This window comes from Enterobacter sp. C3_dUdeg (genome assembly GCF_057536195.1).
The window spans coordinates 457,935-480,505 of sequence record NZ_BAAKFX010000002.1; the positions used below are offsets into that span (position 1 = coordinate 457,935).

Below are 22,571 nucleotides of genomic sequence, written 5' to 3' on the forward strand. Positions count from 1 at the left end.
AACTGATTTCGCAACTGCTCCTGCGCGCTAATGTCGCATCAGAGCAATGCTATGAAAATGAACCCCAGAGCGTGGTTTAACCGCTCCCATATTCCGATGAATGCTGCCGAAAACCTAACGTTTTCGGCGAACGATCCTGCAAGCGAAAGCACTCCGCGGTCAGAACTCTTTTCGACTGCCCAGATGGAACGCTATGGTCAGAAGCTGGCACGGACCCATAAAGTATCACCGGATAAACATCCCTATTATCTTCTGAAACGGCTTGGCGACAATGAGGCCGTTATCACCCAAAACTGCTATGAGCTTAATGCAGGTAAAAAGACCAGTATCATGCCCGCCGGGGAGTGGTTGCTGGACAATTATTATCTGATTGAGGAACAAATCCGTACCGTCCGCCAGCACTTGCCGAAAAGTTTTGGTAAAGGTCTCCCGTCGCTGATGTCGCCGCTGAATTGCCCAAGAATTTATCATATCGCATCAGAGGCCATTGCTCACGGTGATGGCCGCTGGGATGCCACCAGTCTGACCAGCTATCTCGCTGCCTATCAACAGGTGACTCCGCTGACACTAGGTGAAATCTGGGCATTACCGGGAATGCTGCGCCTGGCGCTGATTGAAAATCTTCGTCGTATCAGTATGGAAGTGATAAAAGCGCAACAGGACAGAAACCTGGCAGATACGTGGATAACCAGGATTTTCGAATGTGCAGAGAGTGCGCCTGGTGATTTAATTATGGTGGTTGCCGATTTGGCGCGCTCCCGTCCTCCGTTATCCAGCGCGTTTGTCGCAGAACTGGTGCGGCGTCTGCAGGGGCACGGCAACGCGCTGTCGTTACCTCTTACCTGGGTTGATCAGTGCCTTCGGGAACAGGGAGTCACCACTGACATTCTCATAAATAACTTCAATCAACAGCTTGCCGCCAGCCAGCTGTCTGTCAGTAACAGCATCGCAGGTCTGCGATTACTGGGTGAAACGGACTGGGCTGATTTCGCCGAAACGATAAGCGTCGTCGAACAGGCATTAAGAAATGATCCTGCCGGTATCTATCCCCGGATGCACTTCAATACCCGGGATCATTACCGGCACGTAGTTGAGGTCCTGGCCAGAGACAGTGGGCTCAGCGAGCCTGAGGTTGCTGACAGGGTGCTGGCGCTTTCAGAGGAAAAAGCCCCCAATACACCGGAACATCATATTGGTTATTATCTCGCCGGCGAAGGTCGACAGGCACTGGATATACATCTTCTGGCAGACACCTCAAGACTCATACGCTTGCGGCACAGTTTCAACAGAATAACCCTGCTGTCATGGCTTGGCAGCCTGGCGTTGTTGACAACCGCAGCGACCGCGGCAATATTGCACGAAACTGCCATGCAGGGAGCAGGTTGGTTGTTAATCGCGGTGATATTACCTCTGGTTATCGCTTTAACTCAGTTAATGAGTGATTTACTCAGTGACGCAACCACCCGTTTTCGCGTTCCTCGCCCCTTGCCGGGGATGGATTTTTCAGCCGGTATTCCCGCTGACAGTGCCACTATGTTAGTCATTCCCTGCATGTTGACCAGCCACGAAAGTTTCAGCCAGCTCCTCACCAGTCTTGAAGTTTGCTGGTTGGGGAATGAAAACGAAAATCTCAGGTTCGCGCTGCTCACTGATTTTGCAGATTCTGAAAATGAACCCTCGCCGGAAAGTCACGCGCTGCTCAGACAGGCTATCGCTGATACGCAGGCGCTGAATCGGCGCTACCCCTCCGGCCGACCACGTTTTTATCTGTTACATCGTCAGCCTGAATGGAACCCCTCGGAAGGAGTGTGGATGGGCTACGAACGCAAGCGGGGAAAACTGGCGTTGCTGAACAGCTGGTTGCGCCATCCGGGAACGCAATTCGTCAGCGTTGCAGACATGCCGGCCCACCTTTTACCGGATCACATTAAATACGTCATTACCCTGGACAGTGATACGGTGTTGCCGCGCGATACGGCTCACAAACTGGTCGCGGCGATGGCCCATCCGTTGAATACGCCAGAGTATGATCCGGTACGCCAGAGGGTGGTCAAAGGATTTGGTATTTTACAACCCGGTCTTGCGGAGGAGATACCACGTAACGGTCAGGGGCGTTACGCCGCCCTGCGCAGCAGCATACCGGGTAATAACCCCTATACTATGATGTCTTCGGATATCTATCAGGATCTCTTTGGGGAAGGCTCGTTTGTGGGCAAAGGGATTTACGATGTTGACATTTTTATGCAGGCCACTGCCAATACCTGCCCGGAAAATCTGGTACTCAGCCACGATCTGCTTGAAGGATGCTATGCACGTTCGGGTCTGCTGAGCGAAGTGTTACTGTACGAACAGTACCCTAATAATTATCTGTCGGATGTTGCACGACGTTCACGCTGGATCCGGGGTGACTGGCAACTGCTTAACTGGCTAAAACCACGCGTCAGAAAAGCCGATGGTACCCGGGTCAGGAATCCGCTGACCGCGCTTTCTTATTGGAAATTACTCGATAATCTACGTCGCAGTCTGGTCGCCCCCTCCTTACTGATATTGCTGTTCTTCGCTCTGCTTTGGGTACCCAATCCGGTTTACTGGCTGGGCATACTGTTGCTGATATGGCTGTTGCCAGCCCTCCTCTGCATTAGCCACGACCTTCTGCATAAACCTCTGCGTCGCCGCGTGAAGTCGCATCTGTTACTGGTGGGGGCGGGCGCGCTAAAGCGTCTGTCAGGTATCAGCCTTAATTTTGCGATACTGCCGCACGAAGCCGGATATTCGCTGAAAGCGATCGCCGAGACGCTATGGCGACTGGGGATAAGCAGGCGTCACCTCAGCCAGTGGGTCAGCCACAGCCAGGACAGCAGTCAGGCCAGACCCACTGTTGCACGTTTTTATCAGGCGATGTGGCTGAACGTTGCCGGTGGCGTGGCGCTGACAATACTGACCGGACAATTTGCCCCACAGCTGCTGGGGATTGCGTTACCGATCGGTTTGGTATGGTGTGTGGCACCGCTGCTGATGAGCTGGCTGAGTCGCCAGCCCGTGCGTAAGGTTTTTTCGCCTAATCAGGAACAAAAACAGCTGTTACGCCAGACAAGCCGTGAAATCTGGGCTTTTTTTGAAACATTTGCCACAGCAAAAGAGAACTGGCTTCCGCCTGATAATTATCAGGAAATACCACAACCGACGGTGGCACACCGAACCTCTCCTACCAATATTGGTCTTTCACTTATGGCTAACCTGACGGCATGGGACTTTGGCTACCTGCCTGGCGGAGAGGTACTCCGGCGCGTGTCGCTCACGCTCGACACGATGGATAAAATGGAGCACTACCGGGGCCATCTCTACAACTGGTATGACACCCGTACGCTGGTCCCCCTAAGTCCACGCTATATCTCCAGCGTCGACAGCGGCAATATGGCCGGGCATTTATTGACACTGCGTGCAGGCCTGTCCGCCATGCGTCATCAGCCTGTTTTAAGCAGCCAACAGATACTGACAGGACTGAACGATACGCTGGATATTCTGGAAAAACAGTGGGGTAAGAACCCACCTGACAGCCTGAGACTGCTGCGCAAGCATTGCCTGAACGCGGTGTCGCTCTCTCCGCAGGCGCTTTTCAGCGAACTGAAAAGCATGCGCACCCAGTGCAACCATCTGACCAGCGCATGCCATCAGGGATCTCCTCTTCAGATGCGCTGGGCTGGACATCTGGAGCATCAACTGGTTCAGCTTTGCCATGAGTGGTCTCTGTTGCTTGGCTGGTTGCCTGCATCTTGGAATGAACAGACGCTGCCGACGCTGAGCGAGCTTGCCCGTCCGACATTAACCGGTACAGGAACGCCTCCGGCGTCAGTGGCGGAGCAGGCCCGAATGCGACTCAATATTATCACCGAGCTGGAACAGCGGCTGGATGAGCATGCCCGGATGGATTTCGCCTTTCTGTACAGTGAAGCAACCAGTCTGCTCAGCGTCGGTTATAACTGTGACACCAATATGCCTGACAAGAGCCACTACGATCTCCTGCCGTCTGAAATTCGCCTGACCAGTTTTCTTGCCATTGCGACTAATCAGCTGCCTCTTAAAAGCTGGTACGCGCTGGGTCGATTGTTTACCACGATTGATAATGAAACTGCCCTGATGTCATGGAGCGGATCCATGTTTGAATATCTGATGCCGAATCTGGTGATGCCCACCTGGCCCGGAAGCCTGCTCGATGAAATGAGTCAGTCGGCGGTTATGCGCCAGATTCACTGGGGGAAAGAACGCGGGGTACCATGGGGTGTTTCAGAGTCTGGCTATCATGCTTTTGATGTTCAGCATAATTATCAGTATCAGGCATTTGGCGTACCGGGGCTCGGTCTGCGCAGGGGACTTGCCGATGACATGGTTGTTGCTCCTTACGCCACGCTGCTGGCGCTGATGGTTTCCCCACAGAGAGCCTGTGAGAACCTGTTCAGGCTGCAAAAAAATGGTGCACGCGGAGAATACGGTTTTTATGAAGCGCTGGACTATACCCCCTCACGTCTTGCAACCGGTCAGCTCTATGCGGTGGTACAGTCCTGGATGGCACATCACCAGGGTATGGCATTTCAGGCGCTGGCTCATGTGCTGCTTGACGCCCCCATGACTGAACGCTTTATGTCCAGCACGGTATTCCGGTCAGCGAGTCTGCTGTTACAGGAGCGCGTGCCGGATGCGGTCGATCTGTACAGTCCGCGCCGTCATTTTGAATCTCATGAGGGCATGGTCAAACCCGTTCGCTATGAACCCCGTATTTTCTATAGCGTGGATACCCCCGCCCCGGATATTCAACTCCTGTCCAACGGCCATTATCATCTGATGTTGACCGCGGGCGGCGGTGGTTACAGTCGCTGGAATGATATTGCACTAACGCGCTGGCGCAGTGATACCACCCGTGATAACTGGGGAGCATTCTGCTACATCCGCGATACCCAGACGGGAGATGTGTGGAGCAATACCTGGCAACCGACAGGCTACACCAGCGGACAAGACGAGGAAGTGTTGTTCACCGATGCGGGGGCAGAATTCAGACGCAGCTTAGGGGGACTCAGCGTCAAAACTCAGGTGGTGATCTCTCCGGAGGATGATGTTGAATTGCGACGGCTCACACTGATTCATCGTGGTCGCAAGCCTCGCTCTCTGGAGCTGACAACCTATGCTGAAGTGGTACTGGCACCTGATGCCAGCGATCTGGCACACCCAGCATTCAGCAATTTGTTTATTCAGACTGAGCTGGCTCCTGAGCGTGACGCTATTCTTTGCCACCGGCGCCCGCGTTCACCGGATGAACCGGGCCCTTGCCTGTTTCACATGATGGTGGTGCACGGCGATAACCGACATAACGTGTCGTTTGAAACGGACAGGGCAAGGTTTATTGGACGTGGCAGAAACCCTGCGAATGCACAGGCAATAGAGACGGGAGGGATGCTAGGCAACACGTCGGGCTCGGTGCTGGATCCGATACTGGCAATTCGCAACGCCATCATTCTGCAGCCGGGGCAGCCGGTTACGATTGATATCATTTATGGCATCAGCGAGACCCGTCAGCAGAGCCTGGCGTTGCTGGAGAAATATCGCGATTACCCTATCGCCGATCGCGTCTTTGAACTGGCCTGGTCTCATAGTCTGGTGGTATTGCGCCAGATGAACGCCAGTGAAGATGATGCCACGTTGTTCAATAGTCTCGCCAGCGCTGTGCTTTACCCTGTCCAGGAGCTGCGCGCCGAAGACCAGGCGATCGGCCGCAACCGGCGTGGCCAGTCCGGACTGTGGGGCTGGGCAATTTCAGGGGATCTGCCGATAGTGCTGCTGAGTATAACCAGCGAGGAAAGTATCACCTCAGTGACCACACTGATTCAGGCACACCGTTACTGGAGACAGAAAGGGCTGGATGTTGATTTAGTTATCCTGAATAACAGCCCCGGCGGCTACCAGCAGGGATTACAAAATCAGATTATGGAGTTAATTTATGCCGGGTCTGAAGCCAGTCTGCTGGATAAAAAGGGCGGGCTTTTTGTCCGCAACGGTGAGCATCTCTCCGCTGAAGATAAGTTGCTTTTGATGAGCGTGGCCTGTCTTTATCTTGATGACCGCGCAGGGGGTATTAATGAGCAGCTTAACCAGCGTATTCATACCCTGAAATCGCCGGCAAGGGCATTCATTCCGCGTGCTGTGCGCGAGCGTAATCAACATACTGACTGGAGCCCTGATACCAGTCAGTTATGCCATTTCAATGGGTACGGTGGATTTTCTCAGGATGGGCGGGAGTATCAGATCGTCCTTCGGGAAAATGCGCTTACACCGGCTCCCTGGTCGAACATACTGGCAAATTCTCGTTTTGGCAGTGTGATCTCAGAGACAGGGCAGGCCTATACCTGGTCTGAGAATGCCCATGAATACCGGTTGACGCCGTGGGAGAACGATCCGGTGAGCGATCGCAGCGGCGAGGCATTTTACCTGCGCGATGAAGAGAGCGGGGAGTGCTGGTCGCCGACGGCTTTACCTGTTCGCGGACACGGTGATTACCTGACCCGCCATGGTTTTGGCTACAGCGTTTTTGCCCATCGTGAGAGTGGTATAGACAGCGAGTTGACGGTCCTGGTTGCTGAAGAAGATCCGGTTAAACTGGTGCTCCTGACGCTCAGTAACTCTTCGGGACGGACACGTCAACTTTCCGTCACAGGCTATGTAGAGTGGACGCTCGGAGAAACACGAACGCGCTCAGCCCCTCACATTGTGACACATGTGGCCAGAACGCCCGGCGGCTGCGGGATACTTGCGAATAACTTTTATGGTGATAATGGTGGCGGCCGAACTGCATTTTTTGCCGTCAGCGGTAATGACTGTTCTCTGACAGGGGACCGCCGGGAGTTTATTGGCCGTAATGGTTCCCTTCACGCCCCTTCGGCCATGAAACTGCAAAAGCTTTCTGGTAAGACGGGGGCCGGTCTGGATCCCTGCGGAGCGGTGCAATCGGCGGTTACATTAATTGACGGGGACCAGAGGACGTTTATTTTTATCCTCGGCGCAGAGGAGAATGATGTTTGTGCTCAGGAGATGCTGGCCCGCTACATGAACGAGGATACGGTCCGCCAGGAGCTGAACCGGATTCATAATCACTGGCACAATGTTCTCGATAAAATCGTAGTTAACACCCCCGACACGTCCGTAAATTTACTGGTTAATGGCTGGCTGTTGTATCAGACGGTCGCCTGCCGTCTTATGGCCCGGAGTGGCTACTATCAGTCTGGCGGTGCATTTGGTTTTCGCGATCAGCTGCAGGATACGCTGGCTCTGAGCCACGCTGCTCCGGACCGGATGCGTGAACAGATAATACTCTGCGCATCGCGGCAGTTTATCGAGGGGGATGTGCAGCACTGGTGGCACCCGCCACACGGCAACGGTGTGCGTACCCGCTGTTCCGATGACTATCTTTGGCTGCCGCTTGCTGTTTGCTACTATGTTGAAACGACGGGGGATATGGATGCACTGGAAATACGCATTCCTTATCTGGAGGGACGCTCGCTTCAGCCTGGTGAAGAGTCTGTCTATGACACGCCGGTCATCAGCGGCACCGAAGAGACACTCTGGTTACACTGCGTCAAAGCTATTCACTATGGACTTCGCTTCGGGGAGCATGGCCTGCCGCTGATGGGTGCTGGTGACTGGAATGACGGGATGAACCGGGTGGGTATCGAAGGCAAAGGTGAAAGCGTCTGGCTGGGCTTCTTCCTGTACGACATTTTGCAGCGGTTTGCAGCGCTGGCGGAGCGCAGGCTGGATGAAAGCGTCGCCGCGATGTGCCGTTCACAGGCTCTGCGCCTGCAAAGTAATCTCGAAGCCCACGCCTGGGATGGGGAATGGTACCGGCGCGGGTATTTTGACGATGGTACTCCCCTGGGATCGAAAACCTCACAGGACTGCCGGATTGATGCGATTGCTCAGAGCTGGTCTGTATTGTCCGGCGCCGCGAACCCGGGACGGTGCGCAAAGGCCATGCAGGCGCTGGATAAGCACCTTGTGGATAACGAAGGAGGGCTGATCAAACTGTTAACGCCTCCTTTCGACGGACACGGTCCAAATCCGGGCTACATACAGGGGTACCTGCCAGGCGTGCGGGAAAACGGAGGGCAGTATACGCATGGCGCCATCTGGGCAGTGATGGCCTTTGCCCGAATGGGGAATGCCGGACGAGCCTGGCAACTCTGGTCAATGCTCAACCCTATAAATCATACCCTGAATGCGGACTCTGTCGGGATTTATAAAGCTGAGCCTTATGTCATGAGTGCTGATGTCTACAGCGTCGCTCCTCATACCGGACGTGCAGGGTGGAGCTGGTATACCGGTTCCGCAGGCTGGGCCTGGCGTTTACTTACCGAGGAATTACTGGGGATAAAACGTTCCGGCACTGAGTTTAGTGTTCATGCCCGGTTACCGGATGAGTGGTCGTCTTTTTCTATGGCATATCAATATGGTGAAAGCCATTATCAGATTAGTGTTTCACGCGGCGATGCAGAATATTGCGTGACACTGGATGGTGTTCTCCTCCCTGATGACAGAATACCGCTGAAGGATGATGGACAAAACCATACGGTTGAGATCATTCAGAACTGACACTGAGCCCGGAGGTGCATTAACATCTGCCGTTAATGCGCTGATTATCCCTGAGAACATCAATCGCAGTCTGCATGGCGATTTTGTCATCCCGCCTTTTTTGTTTGTCCTGCATGACCTGAAGGTATTCCAGCAAGGTGCGGGTATTAATCGGCCGGCCCTGTTTACCCACAGCCAGCACGGCTTCGCCAAGAATAATTTTCACAGGCGGTAGTTGTGCCGGATACCAGTCAAGGGTGTCTTCTGATTTCATCTTAAATTTCTCACGGAAGGGTAGTGTACCATAAATCAGACGTTCAATTTTCAATATCTGATATACTGATTCAGACACAACTTAACATAACTTATGCCAGTTATTTTTATATTAAAGCGTATAATAATTACTGTATTCCTCAGAGAATTATTTATGTCTTATACAAATGGGCTCAGGTATTTTAAAGAAAGACCGGTTCATGTTGCCTGCCCGGCATGCGCACACAGAGCCGATCAGAAAGCAGGTAAACTAAGAAAAGATGCGGTTCTTGAGTGCCCTGCCTGCGGACTGCTCTTCAGACCATCAGAATGCTGGTGTATCGGCGGCTGATCAGCTTCTGCCACTTAACGTCAGTGATGTCGGGAAATGACAACATTTCTCCTGTACTGCAGTTGTCGAGGGTATGATAATGAAATCTAAAAAAACTGTTTTTATTGAAGGACATATCCTGTCAAACAGCTGTCACGGGCAGGCCGGTCAACCTTTCTGTATTCACCGGGTCAGGTTTAGTAATGGTAAATATGCGATTATACGGGTGGCATCCGGGATATGTTTCAAACCAGGCGAAATTATTCAACGAAACGATTGTGAGTGGTTTTATAAATTTACCAAAATTCGGCTTCTTTCTTTTGAGTACCTTGATGATGATGAATCAAGAAGACAATTTCTTGAGTATCAATGATAAAACATGGATTTATAACAGAATAACTTTACTGGCTTACAATTCATTCCTGACTCTTTAAATTCTTTACTAGTCATTGCAAAGTTATTTTTTCTGAATTTAGATGGCTTTAAATTGTCTAAAACAAAATGTATCGCTCAAGACGAATTGCTTCATTGTTTTCCTTTTGCGTTATAACCTTCATTAGCATTAAGGAAATTTATGGCACAGACTTTTACTCATAATTTACTCCATCCCCGCTACTGGCTTACCTGGACTGGTTTGGGTCTGCTGTGGCTTCTCGTTCAACTTCCTTACCCGGTTTTACATACTCTGGGCTCTGGTCTTGGAAAAATATCCAGACCCTTTCTGAAACGCCGGGAAGGGATTGCGAGTAGAAATATCGAACTGTGCTTTCCCGAGATGACACCGTTTGCCCGGAGCCAGATGGTCAATAAAAACTTTGTTTCTCTCGGGCTGGGACTAATGGAAACAGGAATGGCCTGGTTCTGGAGCGATTCGAGAGTCAAAAAATGGTTTGATGTCGAAGGGCTTGAAAACCTGACCGGTGCGACCAGAGGGGTAATGGTTGTCGGGATACATTTTATGTCCCTTGAATTGTGTGGAAGAGTAATGGGGTTATGCCATCCTATGATGGCAACGTATCGTCCACACAATAATCCATTAATGGAATGGGTACAGACAAAAGGGCGTATGCGTTCAAATAAGGCGATGATTAATCGACGTAATTTATCCGGTTTTGTTCATGCGCTAAAAGCTGGTGAAGCCGTGTGGTTTGCACCAGACCAAGATTATGGGTCTAAGGGAAGCGTTTTTGCACCTTTTTTCTCGGTAAAAAAAGCAGCCACGACGAACGGAACGTATGCTCTGTCAAAACTCGCTGGTGCAGACTTGCTCACACTTAGCATGATTCGACGTAGCGATAAAAAAGGTTATCACATGTATATCAGCAATCCGCTGTCAGGCTATCCAGGGGAGGACAAGGTCGCCGCAGCGGCTTATGTAAACAAGATTATCGAGCGTGAAATTCTCCGTGCCCCTGAGCAATACCTGTGGATGCATCGCAGGTTCAAAACGCGTCCCGAAGGCGAAGCCTCTTTATATAATTGAACCATTCTACTTGTCATGAGCCAGAATCTATCTTTCTTGCCACTGCGTATTTGTAAAAAATGCGATAAGGAATTTTCGATCGGATTCATGTTAACGATGGCTTGACTGACAGCCAAGGTTAATCAATTGAACCGGTTCGGATTTGAAGGTCCGTTTTTCGCTCAAAGCTGCCTGTCAATAGTAGGGTATCGGATGCATTTTTTTGTTAGATATGACTAAGTGAAATGCAAATGGGTCGTCAAGTGAATGCAATAACCTAAATGGCAGACTAAACGTGTTTGAATGCCTGCGTAGGTTATTGTAATAACATCCTTTAGGTCAAACCGTGCTGGCTGCGAACTGGACTGACAACATCCGTAACCAGAAACCATCAAAGTAGTAATATTGCTCAAAAGACAAGATCGACGGGAGCTACAAGGTAACACGTGCCGTTAGCATACCCTTGCATTGAGCCACAAACAATCTCACTGTACTTGCCACAATTTTGCCACATCTACAACGCGCAAAATTGCACATTTGTGTTGAACAAAGCAAAACAATGCAATAATAACTTGATGATTTTATTATAAAAGATGGTGCCGATAATAGGAGTCGAACCTACGACCTTCGCATTACGAATGCGCTGCTCTACCAACTGAGCTATATCGGCCCTGAGAGGCCGGTTACGAGCGTAACCACGGGGCAAAAGGTTAGATCTATCCGGGTGATGCGTCAATGCCCTTTTGAATCAAACGGCTATTTTTGCATCACCCGTGATTATTTACGCACGAATCGTATCGTCACCGAAGCCGATCCACTTGTACGTGGTCAGCGCTTCCAGCCCCATCGGGCCGCGCGCGTGCAGTTTCTGCGTGCTGACCGCCACCTCGGCGCCGAGGCCGAACTGGCCGCCGTCGGTGAAGCGGGTGGAGGCATTCACATATACCGCTGAAGAATCCACTTCGTTCACGAAGCGATCGGCATTGCGCAGGGTGCGCGTCAGGATCGCGTCAGAATGCTGCGTGCCGTGTTCACGGATGTGCGCAATGGCGTCGTCGAGATCGGCAACGATTTTCACGTTTAGATCCAGTGACAGGAACTCGTCGTCGTACTGCTCCGCTTTTACGGGAACAACGTTAGCCGGGCCATCCTGAAGCAGTGCGAGCGCGCTGGCGTCAGCATGCAGCGTCACGCCGCTCTCTGCCATCTGTTTGCTCAGGGCCGGCAGGAAGGTGTTCGCAATATCCTGATGCACCAGCAGCGTTTCAACGGTGTTACAGGTGCTTGGACGCTGGGTTTTCGCGTTAACGATTATCTTCAGCGCCGGTTCAAGCTCAGCGCTGTCGTCCACCACGATATGGCACACGCCGATACCGCCGGTGATCACCGGGATCGTCGACTGCTCGCGGCACAGCTTGTGCAGGCCCGCGCCACCGCGTGGGATCAGCATGTCGATATATTTGTCCATGCGCAGCATTTCGTTGACCAGCGCGCGGTCTGGGCTCTCGATCGCCTGTACGGCCCCCGCCGGTAAGCCACACTCTTCCAGCGCCTGCTGAATGACTTTCACCGTCGCGGCGTTGGTGCGCCAGGTCTCTTTCCCACCGCGCAGAATAGCGGCGTTACCGGTTTTCAGGCACAGGGAGGCGACATCCACCGTCACGTTTGGACGGGCTTCATAAATAACGCCAATGACGCCGAGCGGCACGCGACGGCGCTCCAGGCGTAAACCGCTGTCGAGCAGCCCGCCGTCGATCACCTGCCCTACCGGGTCGGCCAGATTACAGACCTGACGCACATCGTCGGCGATGCCTTTCAGGCGTGCTGGCGTCAGCGCCAGACGGTCGAGCATCGCTTCGCTCAAGCCGTTACGACGGGCTTCCAGCAGATCCTGCTCGTTGGCGAGCAAAATTTCCTGAGACTGGGATTCCAGATAATCAGCGATTTTTTCCAGCACGCGGTTTTTCTCGCGGCTGGAAAGGAGCGCCAGTTTGTAAGAGGCAGCCTTCGCGGCTGCGCCCATTTGTTCCAGCATGTTCTGGCTCCTTAACGAATAATCATGTCATCGCGATGCACGGCAACCGGGCCATATTCATAGCCCAGAATGGCGTCGATCTGCTGCGAGTGGTGACCCGCGATGCGGCGCAGCGCGTCGCTGTTGTAACGGCTTACGCCGTGGGCGATGTCGCGGCCTTCGAGGTTACGGATACGGATCACTTCACCACGGGAGAAGTTGCCTGTCACGCTTTTAATTCCTTTAGGAAGCAATGAACTTCCTCGTTCCAGAATCGCGGCGGTTGCCCCTTCATCGACGACGAGTTCGCCAGCAGGAGGCGCGCCAAATATCCAGCGCTTGCGGTTTTCCAGCGGGGATTCCTGGGCGTGGAAGCGGGTGCCGACGGAGATACCTTCCATTACGTCGCCAATCACGCCGGGGCGGCTGCCCGCTGCAATGATGGTGTCGATACCGGCGCGGCACGCTACGTCAGCGGCCTGCAGCTTGGTCCCCATACCGCCCGTTCCGAGGCCTGAAACGCTGTCACCGGCGATGGCGCGCAGCGCATCGTCGATGCCTTGAACGTCGGTAATCAGCTCGGCTTCCGGATTCGAGCGCGGGTCGGCGGTAAACAGCCCCTGCTGATCGGTCAGAAGCAGTAATTTATCGGCACCGGCCAGAATCGCAGCCAGCGCCGAGAGGTTATCGTTATCACCCACTTTGATTTCAGCGGTAGCAACGGCATCGTTCTCGTTAATGACCGGAACAATGTTGTTGTCCAGCAGCGCGCGCAGGGTATCGCGGGCGTTCAGGAAGCGCTCTCTGTCTTCCATATCCGCACGCGTCAGCAGCATCTGCCCGACGTGAATACCATATATGGAGAACAGCTGTTCCCAGAGTTGAATGAGTCGGCTTTGCCCCACGGCGGCCAGCAGCTGTTTGGAAGCGATCGTCGCGGGGAGTTCGGGGTAACCCAGGTGTTCACGCCCGGCGGCAATCGCCCCGGAGGTCACAATCACAATACGATGCCCTGCGGCATGTAGCTGAGCGCACTGACGTACAAGCTCAACAATGTGGGCGCGATTTAGGCGGCGCGATCCGCCTGTTAAAACACTGGTACCGAGTTTTACCACCAGCGTCTGGCTGTCACTCATGATTCTCTGCCGTTCAACGATAAGGGAAAGTAATGTCGAACGAACGTTTTAACAGGAGTCAGCCCCGTTGCCAACTGCCTTAGCACATCGCGAAACACTTTGTTGCGCGGGATCAGGAAGCCTAGCGGGAAATTTTGACAATTTTATTACCGAAATAATAAATCACATTTTTTTAAAATTATTCTTAGTTTGTCATAAAAGTTTCATTCCAGAACGATAAAACCCTTCCTGTTTTTTCACGGGACTTAAGCATGAGCTTATCGTCCAGCGAATTTTTTAGCGCGTTTATAAGACAGGATCGAAAATGAAAAAGAGCACTCTGGCATTAATGGTTATGGGCGTAGTGGCTTCTGCATCCGTTCACGCAGCTGAAGTTTATAATAAAGATGGTAATAAACTGGATGTGTACGGCAAAGTGAAAGCCATGCACTACATCAGTGATGATGCCACCAAAGATGGCGATCAGACTTACGTTCGTTTCGGTTTTAAAGGCGAAACGCAGATTAACGATCAGCTGACGGGCTATGGCCGTTGGGAATCTGAATTTGCAGGTAACAAAGCCGAGAGCGACTCTACTCAGAAAACGCGTCTGGCGTTTGCGGGCCTGAAGCTGAAAAACTTTGGTTCACTGGATTACGGTCGTAACCTGGGCGCCCTGTATGACGTCGAAGCATGGACCGATATGTTCCCTGAGTTCGGCGGCGACTCTTCCGCGCAGACCGATAACTTCATGACCAAGCGCGCTACCGGCCTGGCCACCTACCGTAACACCGATTTCTTCGGCGTGGTTGACGGTCTGGACATGACGCTGCAGTACCAGGGCAAAAACGAAAACCGTGACGCCAAAAAACAGAACGGTGACGGTTTTGGTACCTCTCTGACCTATGACTTCGGCGGCAGCGACTTCGCCGTCAGCGGCGCCTACACCAACTCTGACCGCACCAATGCTCAGAACCTGCTGGCGCGTGGCCAGGGTCAGAAAGCAGAAGCCTGGGCAAGCGGTCTGAAATATGATGCGAACGATATTTATCTGGCTGCAATGTATTCTGAAACCCGCAATATGACGCCAATTTCTGGCGGGTTTGCAAATAAAGCGCAGAACTTTGAAGTTGTCGCACAATATCAGTTCGACTTTGGTCTGCGCCCGTCCCTGGGCTATGTCCAGTCTAAAGGCAAAGATATCGAAGGTATTGGCGACGAAGATCTGGTGAAATATATTGACGTTGGCGCGACCTATTACTTCAACAAAAATATGTCCACCTTTGTTGATTATAAAATCAACCAGATTGACGACAAAAATAAACTGGGCGTGAGCAGCGATGACATCGTTGCTGTAGGTATGACCTACCAGTTCTGATGATGTGAAATAAAAAAACCGGCTTGATGCCGGTTTTTTTATTGTCGGGGATTCATGCAGTCTGGTGCCCTCTCCCACGGTGAGAGGGAGAATTTGTAGGCCGGGCAAGGCGAAGCCGCCACCCGGCGCTGTGACACCATCAGGCAGTCAGCTTCACCGCTTCGCTGGAAAAGTCATCCGCCGGTTCGAACTTGAGATCCAGGGTGGCCAGCAGTGCGCGTGCCTTATCGTGAAACTCTTTTAGCGTATATTCCAGGCGGTCAATCACTTCCTGATCTTTAATCGTGGTCGCCTGCCAGTTGCCGTCTTTATTAAACAGGCCAAACTGGTAGCTATACGTAAAGCGTTTCTCCTCTGCTTCCATTTCCATCCACCAGCCCCAGAATTCACGTTTTTCGGGTGCAGGCTTCACGTTGACGCATACAGCCAGGCAGTCGAAAAAAAAGCGATTCTCTTCACACTGCTCTTCTCGAATATACGGGCCGAGAGCCATAAACTTCTTAATCAGTCTACTTTTCGGGTGTCCACTCGGTAACGTCATTGCGATCTCCTTTTGTGAAGCCACTGTTTTACCAAACCAGCGAAATTTAGCAATCTATTAACACAATCTCTGAGCGATCCAGCGCGTAATCTCTTTAAGTGATTTGTCGAAATTCTGATAGACCGGGCTGAACGGCACCTCAAGCAATTTGCCATCCGCAGATGACGAAGTGATTAATCGTGACTCTTCTTCCGGGCTGAACGGATCGTTTTTCCAGAACCCTGACAGCATCGGCGTTGGGCAGCGACGTCCCAGCAACCCCTGCGTTTTTAACGAGTAGCGATTGAGCTCAACGCGCAGCGCTTCGTCTGATGCATCATGCATGCCAAGGCGGCTGGCCAGCACATCAAGGTACATTTCAGGTACGCTCCCCTGGCGTGCAGGATCGCTGAGCAGAGCGTGTACGACCGGGCCGAGGCAGGCGACGGCTTTCAGACGAGAAGATTCAAGATAAGCCAGACGCACCGCGACGTTCGCGCCGAAACGGAAGCCGAATGCCGCCACGCGGGTGTGGTCAACCCACGGAATATTTTCCAGCGCTTTTAGCGCATGCTGGTGCAGCAGGCTGGAATCCTGAGTCAGTTTCCATTTGGATGAGAAACCAATTGAAGGCATATCAAGCGTCAGCATCGCGATCCCTTTTGGTGCGAAGTAACGCTCATACAGGCTGTAATAATCAATTTGCAGCGAATCCAGCCCGCCGCACATGAGGACGGTCGGGAACGGGCCGTCGCCTTCCGGCATATGCAGGAACCCGGTGACGGACGCGCCCCCTGAAATGGTGAATTCAAGTTCACGCATCCGGCCCGGCAGACGTTGAGCCGCCTCCTGATAGGCGCGATTCGCCAGCGCCTGAGCCTGCTCCGCCAGTTCATCCCCTTTTAAATGGGGGTAAGCGGCAATGCCGTAAAGATTAGCGGCGTGCAGCCAGTGCTTGCCGCTGCGCGTGGCATCCTCTTCCTGGCTGGCTTTTTGCTGCCAGAGCATCGCCTGTTTAGACCACTCGTAGATCCAGTTTCCGCCACGGTAGCCCACCACCGTATCGTAGAGTTCGCTGTCGGTACGTTCGGCTTCACTCATCACGATACGTGCCTGCACATCGAGGATTTCACGAGGGTCGATACCGCGCCAGATCCACATCAGGCGGTTAATCATGCGATACCAGTGAGGCACGTTTTTTCCGTCTAACGCGGACTGGACGGCAGGCTGGGTACCCGGATTGAAGCGACGCACCAGCGTCGACGTTTCAGGGTGTTTGAAACGGGGTTTGAAGAGAGTCTCGGTGAGATTCGCCTGCGTCATTGCGTTGCCTCCATGAATACGTCGTATAGAGACTATTGTAACGCGTGGCAGGCCAAAAAGAACAACGCCCGACATAGTCGGGCGTGTAAAGTTACGTACTGGTATTAACGGCCTGAAATAGGCGGTACGAAGACCACGCCCATATCCCATGGCTGTTCAATCCAGGTGTCCTGCGGGATATCAATCACGTAATCGTCAACCAGCGGGCGGCCAGCAGGCTTCGCGAAGATAGTGACGAAATGTGCTTTCGGATACATTTCGCGGATAGCGACCGCAGTACCGCCGGTATCCACCAGGTCATCAATAACGATGAAACCTTCACCGTCGCCTTCCGCACGTTTCAGCACGGTCAGCTCGCGCTGGTTGTCATGGTCATAGCTGGAGATGCAAACGGTATCGACATGACGAATACCCAGCTCACGTGCCAGCAGCGCCCCCGGTACCAGTCCGCCACGGCTGACGGCAATAATGCCTTTCCACTGTTCGGAAGGCATCAGACGCGCAGCCAGTTTGCGTGCGTGAATCTGCAACATGTCCCAGGTGACGACGTATTTTTCGCTCATGTGAAGTGTCCCAGCCTGTTTTTATACGGCTTAAAAAGTGTTCGAGGGGGAAATAGGTTGCGCGAGATTATAGAGATCTGACGCACTAAAAACCAGTGTTTAGCGCCCTCTGCCTGAGTTTTTACATGCTTTATGCTACCAGCCAGCAGAGAAAGTGGTATTCTCAGTTTCATCTCGCAAGCCTGACTTGTGGTAACTATTAACCTGCTAACCCTGTGACCTGCAACCCTGTTTGCAGCGCCTCGACAAGGAGACTTATCGTGTCTGAACTGTCTCAATTATCTCCGCAGCCGCTGTGGGATATTTTTGCGAAAATCTGCTCCATTCCACACCCTTCCTACCACGAAGAACAGCTTGCCGAACATATTATGGGCTGGGCGAAGGAAAAAGGTCTGCACGCTGAACGTGACCAGGTTGGCAACATTCTGATCCGCAAACCGGCTACCGCAGGCATGGAAAACCGCAAACCGGTTGTGCTGCAGGCGCACCTGGACATGGTGCCACAGAAGAACAACGACACCGTTCACGACTTCACCAAAGACCCGATTCAACCGTACATCGACGGCGACTGGGTGAAAGCACGCGGCACCACGCTGGGCGCGGATAACGGCATCGGTATGGCCTCTGCGCTGGCCGTGCTGGCCGACGACAGCGTTGAACACGGTCCGCTGGAAGTGCTGCTGACCATGACCGAAGAAGCGGGCATGGACGGCGCGTTTGGTCTGCAGGCGAACTGGCTGCAGGCGGACATCCTGATCAACACCGACTCTGAAGAAGAAGGCGAGATCTACATGGGCTGCGCGGGCGGGATTGATTTCATCTCTACCCTGCCGCTGAAGCGCGAAGCGATTCCTGCTGGCTTCCAGACCTTCAAGCTGACGCTGAAAGGGCTGAAAGGCGGCCACTCCGGCGGTGATATTCACCTGGGTCTGGGTAACGCCAACAAGCTGCTGGCGCGCTTCCTGGCAGGCCATGCGGCCGAGCTGGATCTGCGTCTGGTAGACTTCAACGGCGGTACCCTGCGTAACGCGATCCCACGCGAAGCCTTCGCCACCGTAGCGGTTCCAGCGGCAAAAGCGGACGAGCTGAAAAAACTCTCCACCGTATATCTGGATATCCTGAAAAACGAACTGTCGGCGAAAGAGAAAAACCTGACCGTGGTGCTGGAATCCGTATCTACGGATAAAGACGCGCTGACCGCGCAGTCTCGTGACACCTTCGTTCAGCTGCTGAACGCGACGCCAAACGGCGTGATCCGTAACTCTGACGTGGCGAAAGGCGTGGTGGAAACCTCGCTGAACGTGGGCGTGGTGACCATGAGCGACGACAGCGCGGAAATCATCTGCCTGATCCGCTCCCTTATCGACAGCGGTAAAGAGTACGTGGTGAGCATGCTGGAATCTCTGGGCACGCTGGCGGGCGCAAAAACGTCTGCCAAAGGCAGCTACCCGGGCTGGCAGCCGGATGCAAGTTCTCCGGTGATGGCGCTGGTGCGTGAAACCTATCAGCGTCTGTTCAACAGCACGCCGAACATTCAGGTGATCCACGCCGGTCTGGAATGTGGTCTGTTCAAGAAACCGTATCCGGACATGGACATGGTGTCCATCGGGCCAACCATTACCGGTCCGCACTCGCCGGATGAGCAGGTCCATATCGAAAGCGTCGGTCACTACTGGACGCTGCTGACTGAGCTGCTGAAAGCGATCCCCGTTAAGTAATACCCTCACTCCAGCCCTCTCCCACAGGGAGAGGGTGAAAAACGTAGGCCCGGTAAGCGTAGCGCCACCGGGCTTTTTTACAACCCCAGAACCAGCTGGCGCTCTAGCTGCGGATCCAGCAGCGTAACGTGCAACCCCACCAGCCTCACCCCTCGTCCGCCCCGGCGCTCTTCCCATGCCTTTTTCGCCGTCGCGATAAGATCGTCTTTATTCAGACGCGGCCAGACGTGTTCCTGCGTGGTCTGCTGGAAGTCGTTGAATTTAAGCTTGATGCCCTGACGGGCAATGAGCAGATCCGGCTTCACCTTGCTTAAGCGTCGTTCCAGCTCCGGGTAAAGCTGTTCCGTGATAATGGTTTCGCATTCGGACCAGTCATGAATATCTTCAATGAGGGTGCGCTCAACGCCGACGGATTTCCGCAGCCGCTCGCTGTTCACATCGCGATCGTCAATTCCCTGGCTGCGCTCCCACAGCACGCGGCCAAACTTCCCGAAGCGCTTGAGCAGCATAGCGAGATCGCTTCGCTGCACGTCTTCGCAGGTCCGTAGCCCCATGCTTTCCAGCTTTGCGGCGGAGACTTTTCCCACGCCGGGTATTTTGCCGAGCGGCAGCGTTTTCAAAAACGCCGGCACCTCGTCAGGCGTGATGACGTATTGACCGTTGGGCTTATTTAAATCGGAGGCAATTTTGGCGAGGAATTTAACGGGCGCGACGCCCGCCGATGCCGTCAGATTCAGCTCGTTGAAAATCCTCTGGCGGATCTCCTGCGCCATCAGCGTGGCGGAGCCGTGGCAGTGCACGCTGTCGGTCACATCCAGATAGGCTTCGTCCAGCGACAGCGGCTCTATCAGAGAGGTATAGCGGGAGAAGATTTCCCGAATATGGAGGGAAGCCTCTTTATAGGCTTCAAACCGGCCGGGCAGAAGCGTGAGATGAGGGCAAAGCTTTAAGGCCATCGCCGTCGGCATCGCGCTGCGCACGCCAAATTTGCGCGCAGGATAATTGGCGGTGCTGATGACACCACGCTGAACGCGGCTGCCGCCAATGGCGATGGGAATATCCCGCAGCGCCGGGTTGTCACGCATCTCCACTGCGGCAAAAAAGCAGTCCATATCGACATGGATTATTTTGCGCATAGTAAGCCCTCACTCATCACTGGATAAGTATACAGTAAACAAATGAGGATTGAGAAGCAGATGTGATAACGCCGGGTGGCGGCTTTGCCTTACCCGGCCTACAAAAAAATTAAATAATGCGCTGCTGTTCGAGGGCCATCCTTTTCTTCCGCGCATCGCACGGTTCCGGACAGTCGCAAACCTTTTCCATCCCAATAGAGGAAATACCGCCGCAGCTGCCCTGAATGCTTTTCCGCTTAACGATCCAGCCTAACGACATGCCGAAGACGACAAGCACAAAAACCACAAAGGTTGCCAGAAACGTCAGCATCATCAGCCTCCAAAGTCATCGAGCATGATGTTCTCATCTTCGACACCGAGATCTTTCAGCATCTTAATCACGGCGGCGTTCATCATCGGCGGACCACACATATAGAACTCGCAGTCCTCAGGCGCTGGGTGCTGTTTGAGGTAGTTTTCATACAGCACGTTGTGGATGAACCCCGTATAGCCCGTCCAGTTATCTTCCGGCTGCGGATCGGAAAGCGCCACATGGAAGGTAAAGTTCGGGTTTTCACGCGCCAGCTGTTCAAACTCATCTTCATAGAACATCTCGCGCAGCGAGCGCGCCCCGTACCAGAAGCTGATCTTACGCTGGCTCCCCAGCCGCTTGAGCTGGTCAAAGATGTGCGAGCGCATCGGGGCCATACCGGCACCGCCGCCGATAAACACCATTTCCGCGTCGGTATCTTTCGCGAAGAACTCCCCGAACGGGCCGGAGATCGTCACCTTATCGCCAGGCTTCAGAGACCAGATGTATGACGACATGACGCCCGGCGGTGCATCCGGCACATTCGGTGGCGGCGTGGCGATACGCACGTTGAGCATGATGATGCCCTTCTCTTCCGGGTAGTTGGCCATCGAGTAGGCGCGCAGCGTCGGCTCTTTCACCTCAGATACAAAGCGGAAGAGATTGAATTTGTCCCAGTCGGCGCGGTACTCATGCGGAACGTCAAAGTCCGCATAGGCCACAGCGTGCTCCGGGCACTCAATCTGAATGTATCCTCCGGCGCGGAACGGGACATGCTCGCCTTCCGGCACCCGCAGCTTCAGCTCTTTAATAAAGGTGGCTTTGTTATCATTAGAGATAACCTCGCACTCCCATTTTTTGACGCCGAAGATCTCTTCCGGCAGCTCAATCTTCATGTTCTGACGTACCGCGACCTGGCAGGCCAGACGACAGCCCTCTTTTGCCTCACGCTTTGTGATATGCGCCAGTTCGGTTGGCAGAATATCGCCGCCGCCCTCTTTTACCGTCACGCGGCACTGCCCGCAGGAACCGCCGCCGCCGCAGGCTGAGGAGACAAAAATGCCGTTACCGGAGAGCGTGTTGAGCAGCTTGTCTCCGGCCGGCGTGCGGATCTGATTCTGCGGCTCGTCGTTAATATCAATGACCACGTCGCCGGAATTCACCAGCTTCGCGCGCGCCGCCAGAATAAGCCCTGACAGCACCAGTACAATCAGCGTGAACATCACCACGCCAAGGATAATTTCCATCTGTTTGCCCTTATAGCTGCACACCGGAGAAGGACATAAAGCCCAGCGCCATCAGCCCGGTGGTGATAAAGGTGATCCCCAGGCCACGCAGACCAGCAGGCACGTTGGCATATTTCATTTTCTCGCGGATCCCCGCCATGGTGACAATCGCCAGCATCCAGCCGATGCCGGAACCAAAACCGTACACCACGGATTCGCTGAAGTTGTAATCACGCTGCACCATAAACGAGACGCCACCGAAGATGGCGCAGTTCACCGCGATCAGCGGCAGGAAGATCCCCAGCGCGTTGTAGAGCGACGGGAAATACTTATCGAGGATCATCTCGAGGATTTGCACCAGCGCCGCGATCACCCCGATAAAGGTGATGAAGTTCAGGAAGCTGAGATCAACCCCTTCCACCAGCGCGCCGTCCCGCAGCACAAAGTTGTACACCAGATTGTTGATCGGTACAGATAAGCCGAGCACCACGGTGACCGCGATACCGAGACCAAATGCCGTCGACACTTTTTTGGAAACCGCAAGGAACGTACACATGCCGAGGAAAAACGCGAGCGCCATGTTTTCAACAAACACCGCCCGCACAAACAAACTCAGGTAATGAGCCATCGT

16 protein-coding genes and 1 tRNA gene are annotated in these 22,571 nt (G+C 53.4%); 6 read left to right on the forward strand and 11 right to left on the reverse strand.

The genetic code is table 11. The features are described 5' to 3' along the window. Positions 1 to 51: 51 nt before the first annotated feature. Entirely contained in the window at positions 52 to 8,634 is an 8,583-nt protein-coding gene (locus tag AC27FC_RS09830) for a GH36-type glycosyl hydrolase domain-containing protein (protein WP_196354781.1), read from the forward strand. A 19-nt stretch (positions 8,635 to 8,653) separates the two neighbouring features. On the opposite strand, the gene AC27FC_RS09835 is transcribed toward AC27FC_RS09830, so the two are convergent. Then, the gene (locus AC27FC_RS09835; RefSeq protein ID WP_070550197.1) at positions 8,654 to 8,887 is read right to left on the reverse strand and encodes a hypothetical protein; all 234 of its coding nucleotides are present in this window, start codon (positions 8,885 to 8,887) and stop codon (positions 8,654 to 8,656) included. Positions 8,888 to 9,040: 153 nt separating this feature from the next. Here AC27FC_RS09835 and AC27FC_RS09840 point away from each other — a divergent pair, with 153 nt between their 5' ends. The 3 genes from AC27FC_RS09840 to lpxP all read left to right on the forward strand — a co-directional run bounded on the left by AC27FC_RS09840 (position 9,041) and on the right by lpxP (position 10,679). After that, complete coding sequence (locus tag AC27FC_RS09840) at positions 9,041 to 9,217, forward strand: YnfU family zinc-binding protein (RefSeq protein WP_214579372.1); 177 nt, start codon at positions 9,041 to 9,043, stop codon at positions 9,215 to 9,217. Between the two features lie 79 nt (positions 9,218 to 9,296). Further along, positions 9,297 to 9,569, forward strand: a complete 273-nt coding sequence (locus AC27FC_RS09845) for a hypothetical protein (RefSeq protein WP_023322470.1) — start codon at positions 9,297 to 9,299, stop codon at positions 9,567 to 9,569. A gap of 201 nt (positions 9,570 to 9,770) precedes the next feature. After that, positions 9,771 to 10,679, forward strand: a complete 909-nt coding sequence (gene lpxP, locus AC27FC_RS09850; protein WP_070550195.1) for a kdo(2)-lipid IV(A) palmitoleoyltransferase — start codon at positions 9,771 to 9,773, stop codon at positions 10,677 to 10,679. Positions 10,680 to 11,252: 573 nt separating this feature from the next. Here the strand turns inward: lpxP and AC27FC_RS09855 are convergent. From AC27FC_RS09855 to proB, 3 genes are all read right to left on the reverse strand, one after another. Further along, positions 11,253 to 11,328 (reverse strand) — tRNA-Thr (locus tag AC27FC_RS09855). Between the two features lie 111 nt (positions 11,329 to 11,439). After that, on the reverse strand, positions 11,440 to 12,693 hold the full coding sequence (proA, locus tag AC27FC_RS09860; RefSeq protein ID WP_196354782.1) for a glutamate-5-semialdehyde dehydrogenase: 1,254 nt from the start codon (positions 12,691 to 12,693) through the stop codon (positions 11,440 to 11,442). 11 nt (positions 12,694 to 12,704) lie between these two features. Further along, positions 12,705 to 13,808, reverse strand: a complete 1,104-nt coding sequence (gene proB / locus AC27FC_RS09865; RefSeq protein WP_023310508.1) for a glutamate 5-kinase — start codon at positions 13,806 to 13,808, stop codon at positions 12,705 to 12,707. Between the two features lie 304 nt (positions 13,809 to 14,112). On the opposite strand from proB, the gene phoE reads away from it, so the two are divergent. Beyond that, complete coding sequence (gene phoE, locus AC27FC_RS09870; RefSeq protein WP_196354783.1) at positions 14,113 to 15,165, forward strand: phosphoporin PhoE; 1,053 nt, start codon at positions 14,113 to 14,115, stop codon at positions 15,163 to 15,165. Positions 15,166 to 15,304: 139 nt separating this feature from the next. Here phoE and crl read toward each other — a convergent pair whose 3' ends face one another. The 3 genes from crl to gpt form a co-directional block, all read right to left on the reverse strand. Further along, on the reverse strand, positions 15,305 to 15,706 hold the full coding sequence (gene crl / locus AC27FC_RS09875) for a sigma factor-binding protein Crl (protein WP_023310506.1): 402 nt from the start codon (positions 15,704 to 15,706) through the stop codon (positions 15,305 to 15,307). Positions 15,707 to 15,763: 57 nt separating this feature from the next. After that, positions 15,764 to 17,008 (reverse strand): esterase FrsA, encoded by a 1,245-nt coding sequence (gene frsA / locus AC27FC_RS09880; protein WP_196354784.1) that lies wholly within the window; start codon positions 17,006 to 17,008, stop codon positions 15,764 to 15,766. 104 nt (positions 17,009 to 17,112) lie between these two features. Then, complete coding sequence (gene gpt / locus AC27FC_RS09885) at positions 17,113 to 17,571, reverse strand: xanthine phosphoribosyltransferase (protein ID WP_010427903.1); 459 nt, start codon at positions 17,569 to 17,571, stop codon at positions 17,113 to 17,115. Positions 17,572 to 17,831: 260 nt separating this feature from the next. On the opposite strand from gpt, the gene pepD reads away from it, so the two are divergent. Continuing rightward, on the forward strand, positions 17,832 to 19,289 hold the full coding sequence (gene pepD, locus AC27FC_RS09890; RefSeq protein WP_064673478.1) for a cytosol nonspecific dipeptidase: 1,458 nt from the start codon (positions 17,832 to 17,834) through the stop codon (positions 19,287 to 19,289). Positions 19,290 to 19,366: 77 nt separating this feature from the next. On the opposite strand, the gene dinB is transcribed toward pepD, so the two are convergent. The 4 genes from dinB to nqrE form a co-directional block, all read right to left on the reverse strand. After that, positions 19,367 to 20,425, reverse strand: coding sequence for a DNA polymerase IV (gene dinB / locus AC27FC_RS09895; protein ID WP_033144702.1), 1,059 nt, complete (start codon positions 20,423 to 20,425; stop codon positions 19,367 to 19,369). Positions 20,426 to 20,534: 109 nt separating this feature from the next. After that, the gene (gene nqrM / locus AC27FC_RS09900; protein WP_196354785.1) at positions 20,535 to 20,738 is read right to left on the reverse strand and encodes a (Na+)-NQR maturation NqrM; all 204 of its coding nucleotides are present in this window, start codon (positions 20,736 to 20,738) and stop codon (positions 20,535 to 20,537) included. After that, the gene (gene nqrF / locus AC27FC_RS09905; protein WP_048979301.1) at positions 20,738 to 21,961 is read right to left on the reverse strand and encodes an NADH:ubiquinone reductase (Na(+)-transporting) subunit F; all 1,224 of its coding nucleotides are present in this window, start codon (positions 21,959 to 21,961) and stop codon (positions 20,738 to 20,740) included. Before nqrF ends, nqrM begins: the two co-directional genes overlap by 1 nt. A gap of 10 nt (positions 21,962 to 21,971) precedes the next feature. After that, positions 21,972 to 22,568 carry an NADH:ubiquinone reductase (Na(+)-transporting) subunit E gene (gene nqrE / locus AC27FC_RS09910; RefSeq protein WP_008500255.1) on the reverse strand — a complete coding sequence of 199 codons (597 nt, stop codon included), beginning with the start codon at positions 22,566 to 22,568 and terminating at the stop codon, positions 21,972 to 21,974. Positions 22,569 to 22,571 lie beyond the last annotated feature (3 nt).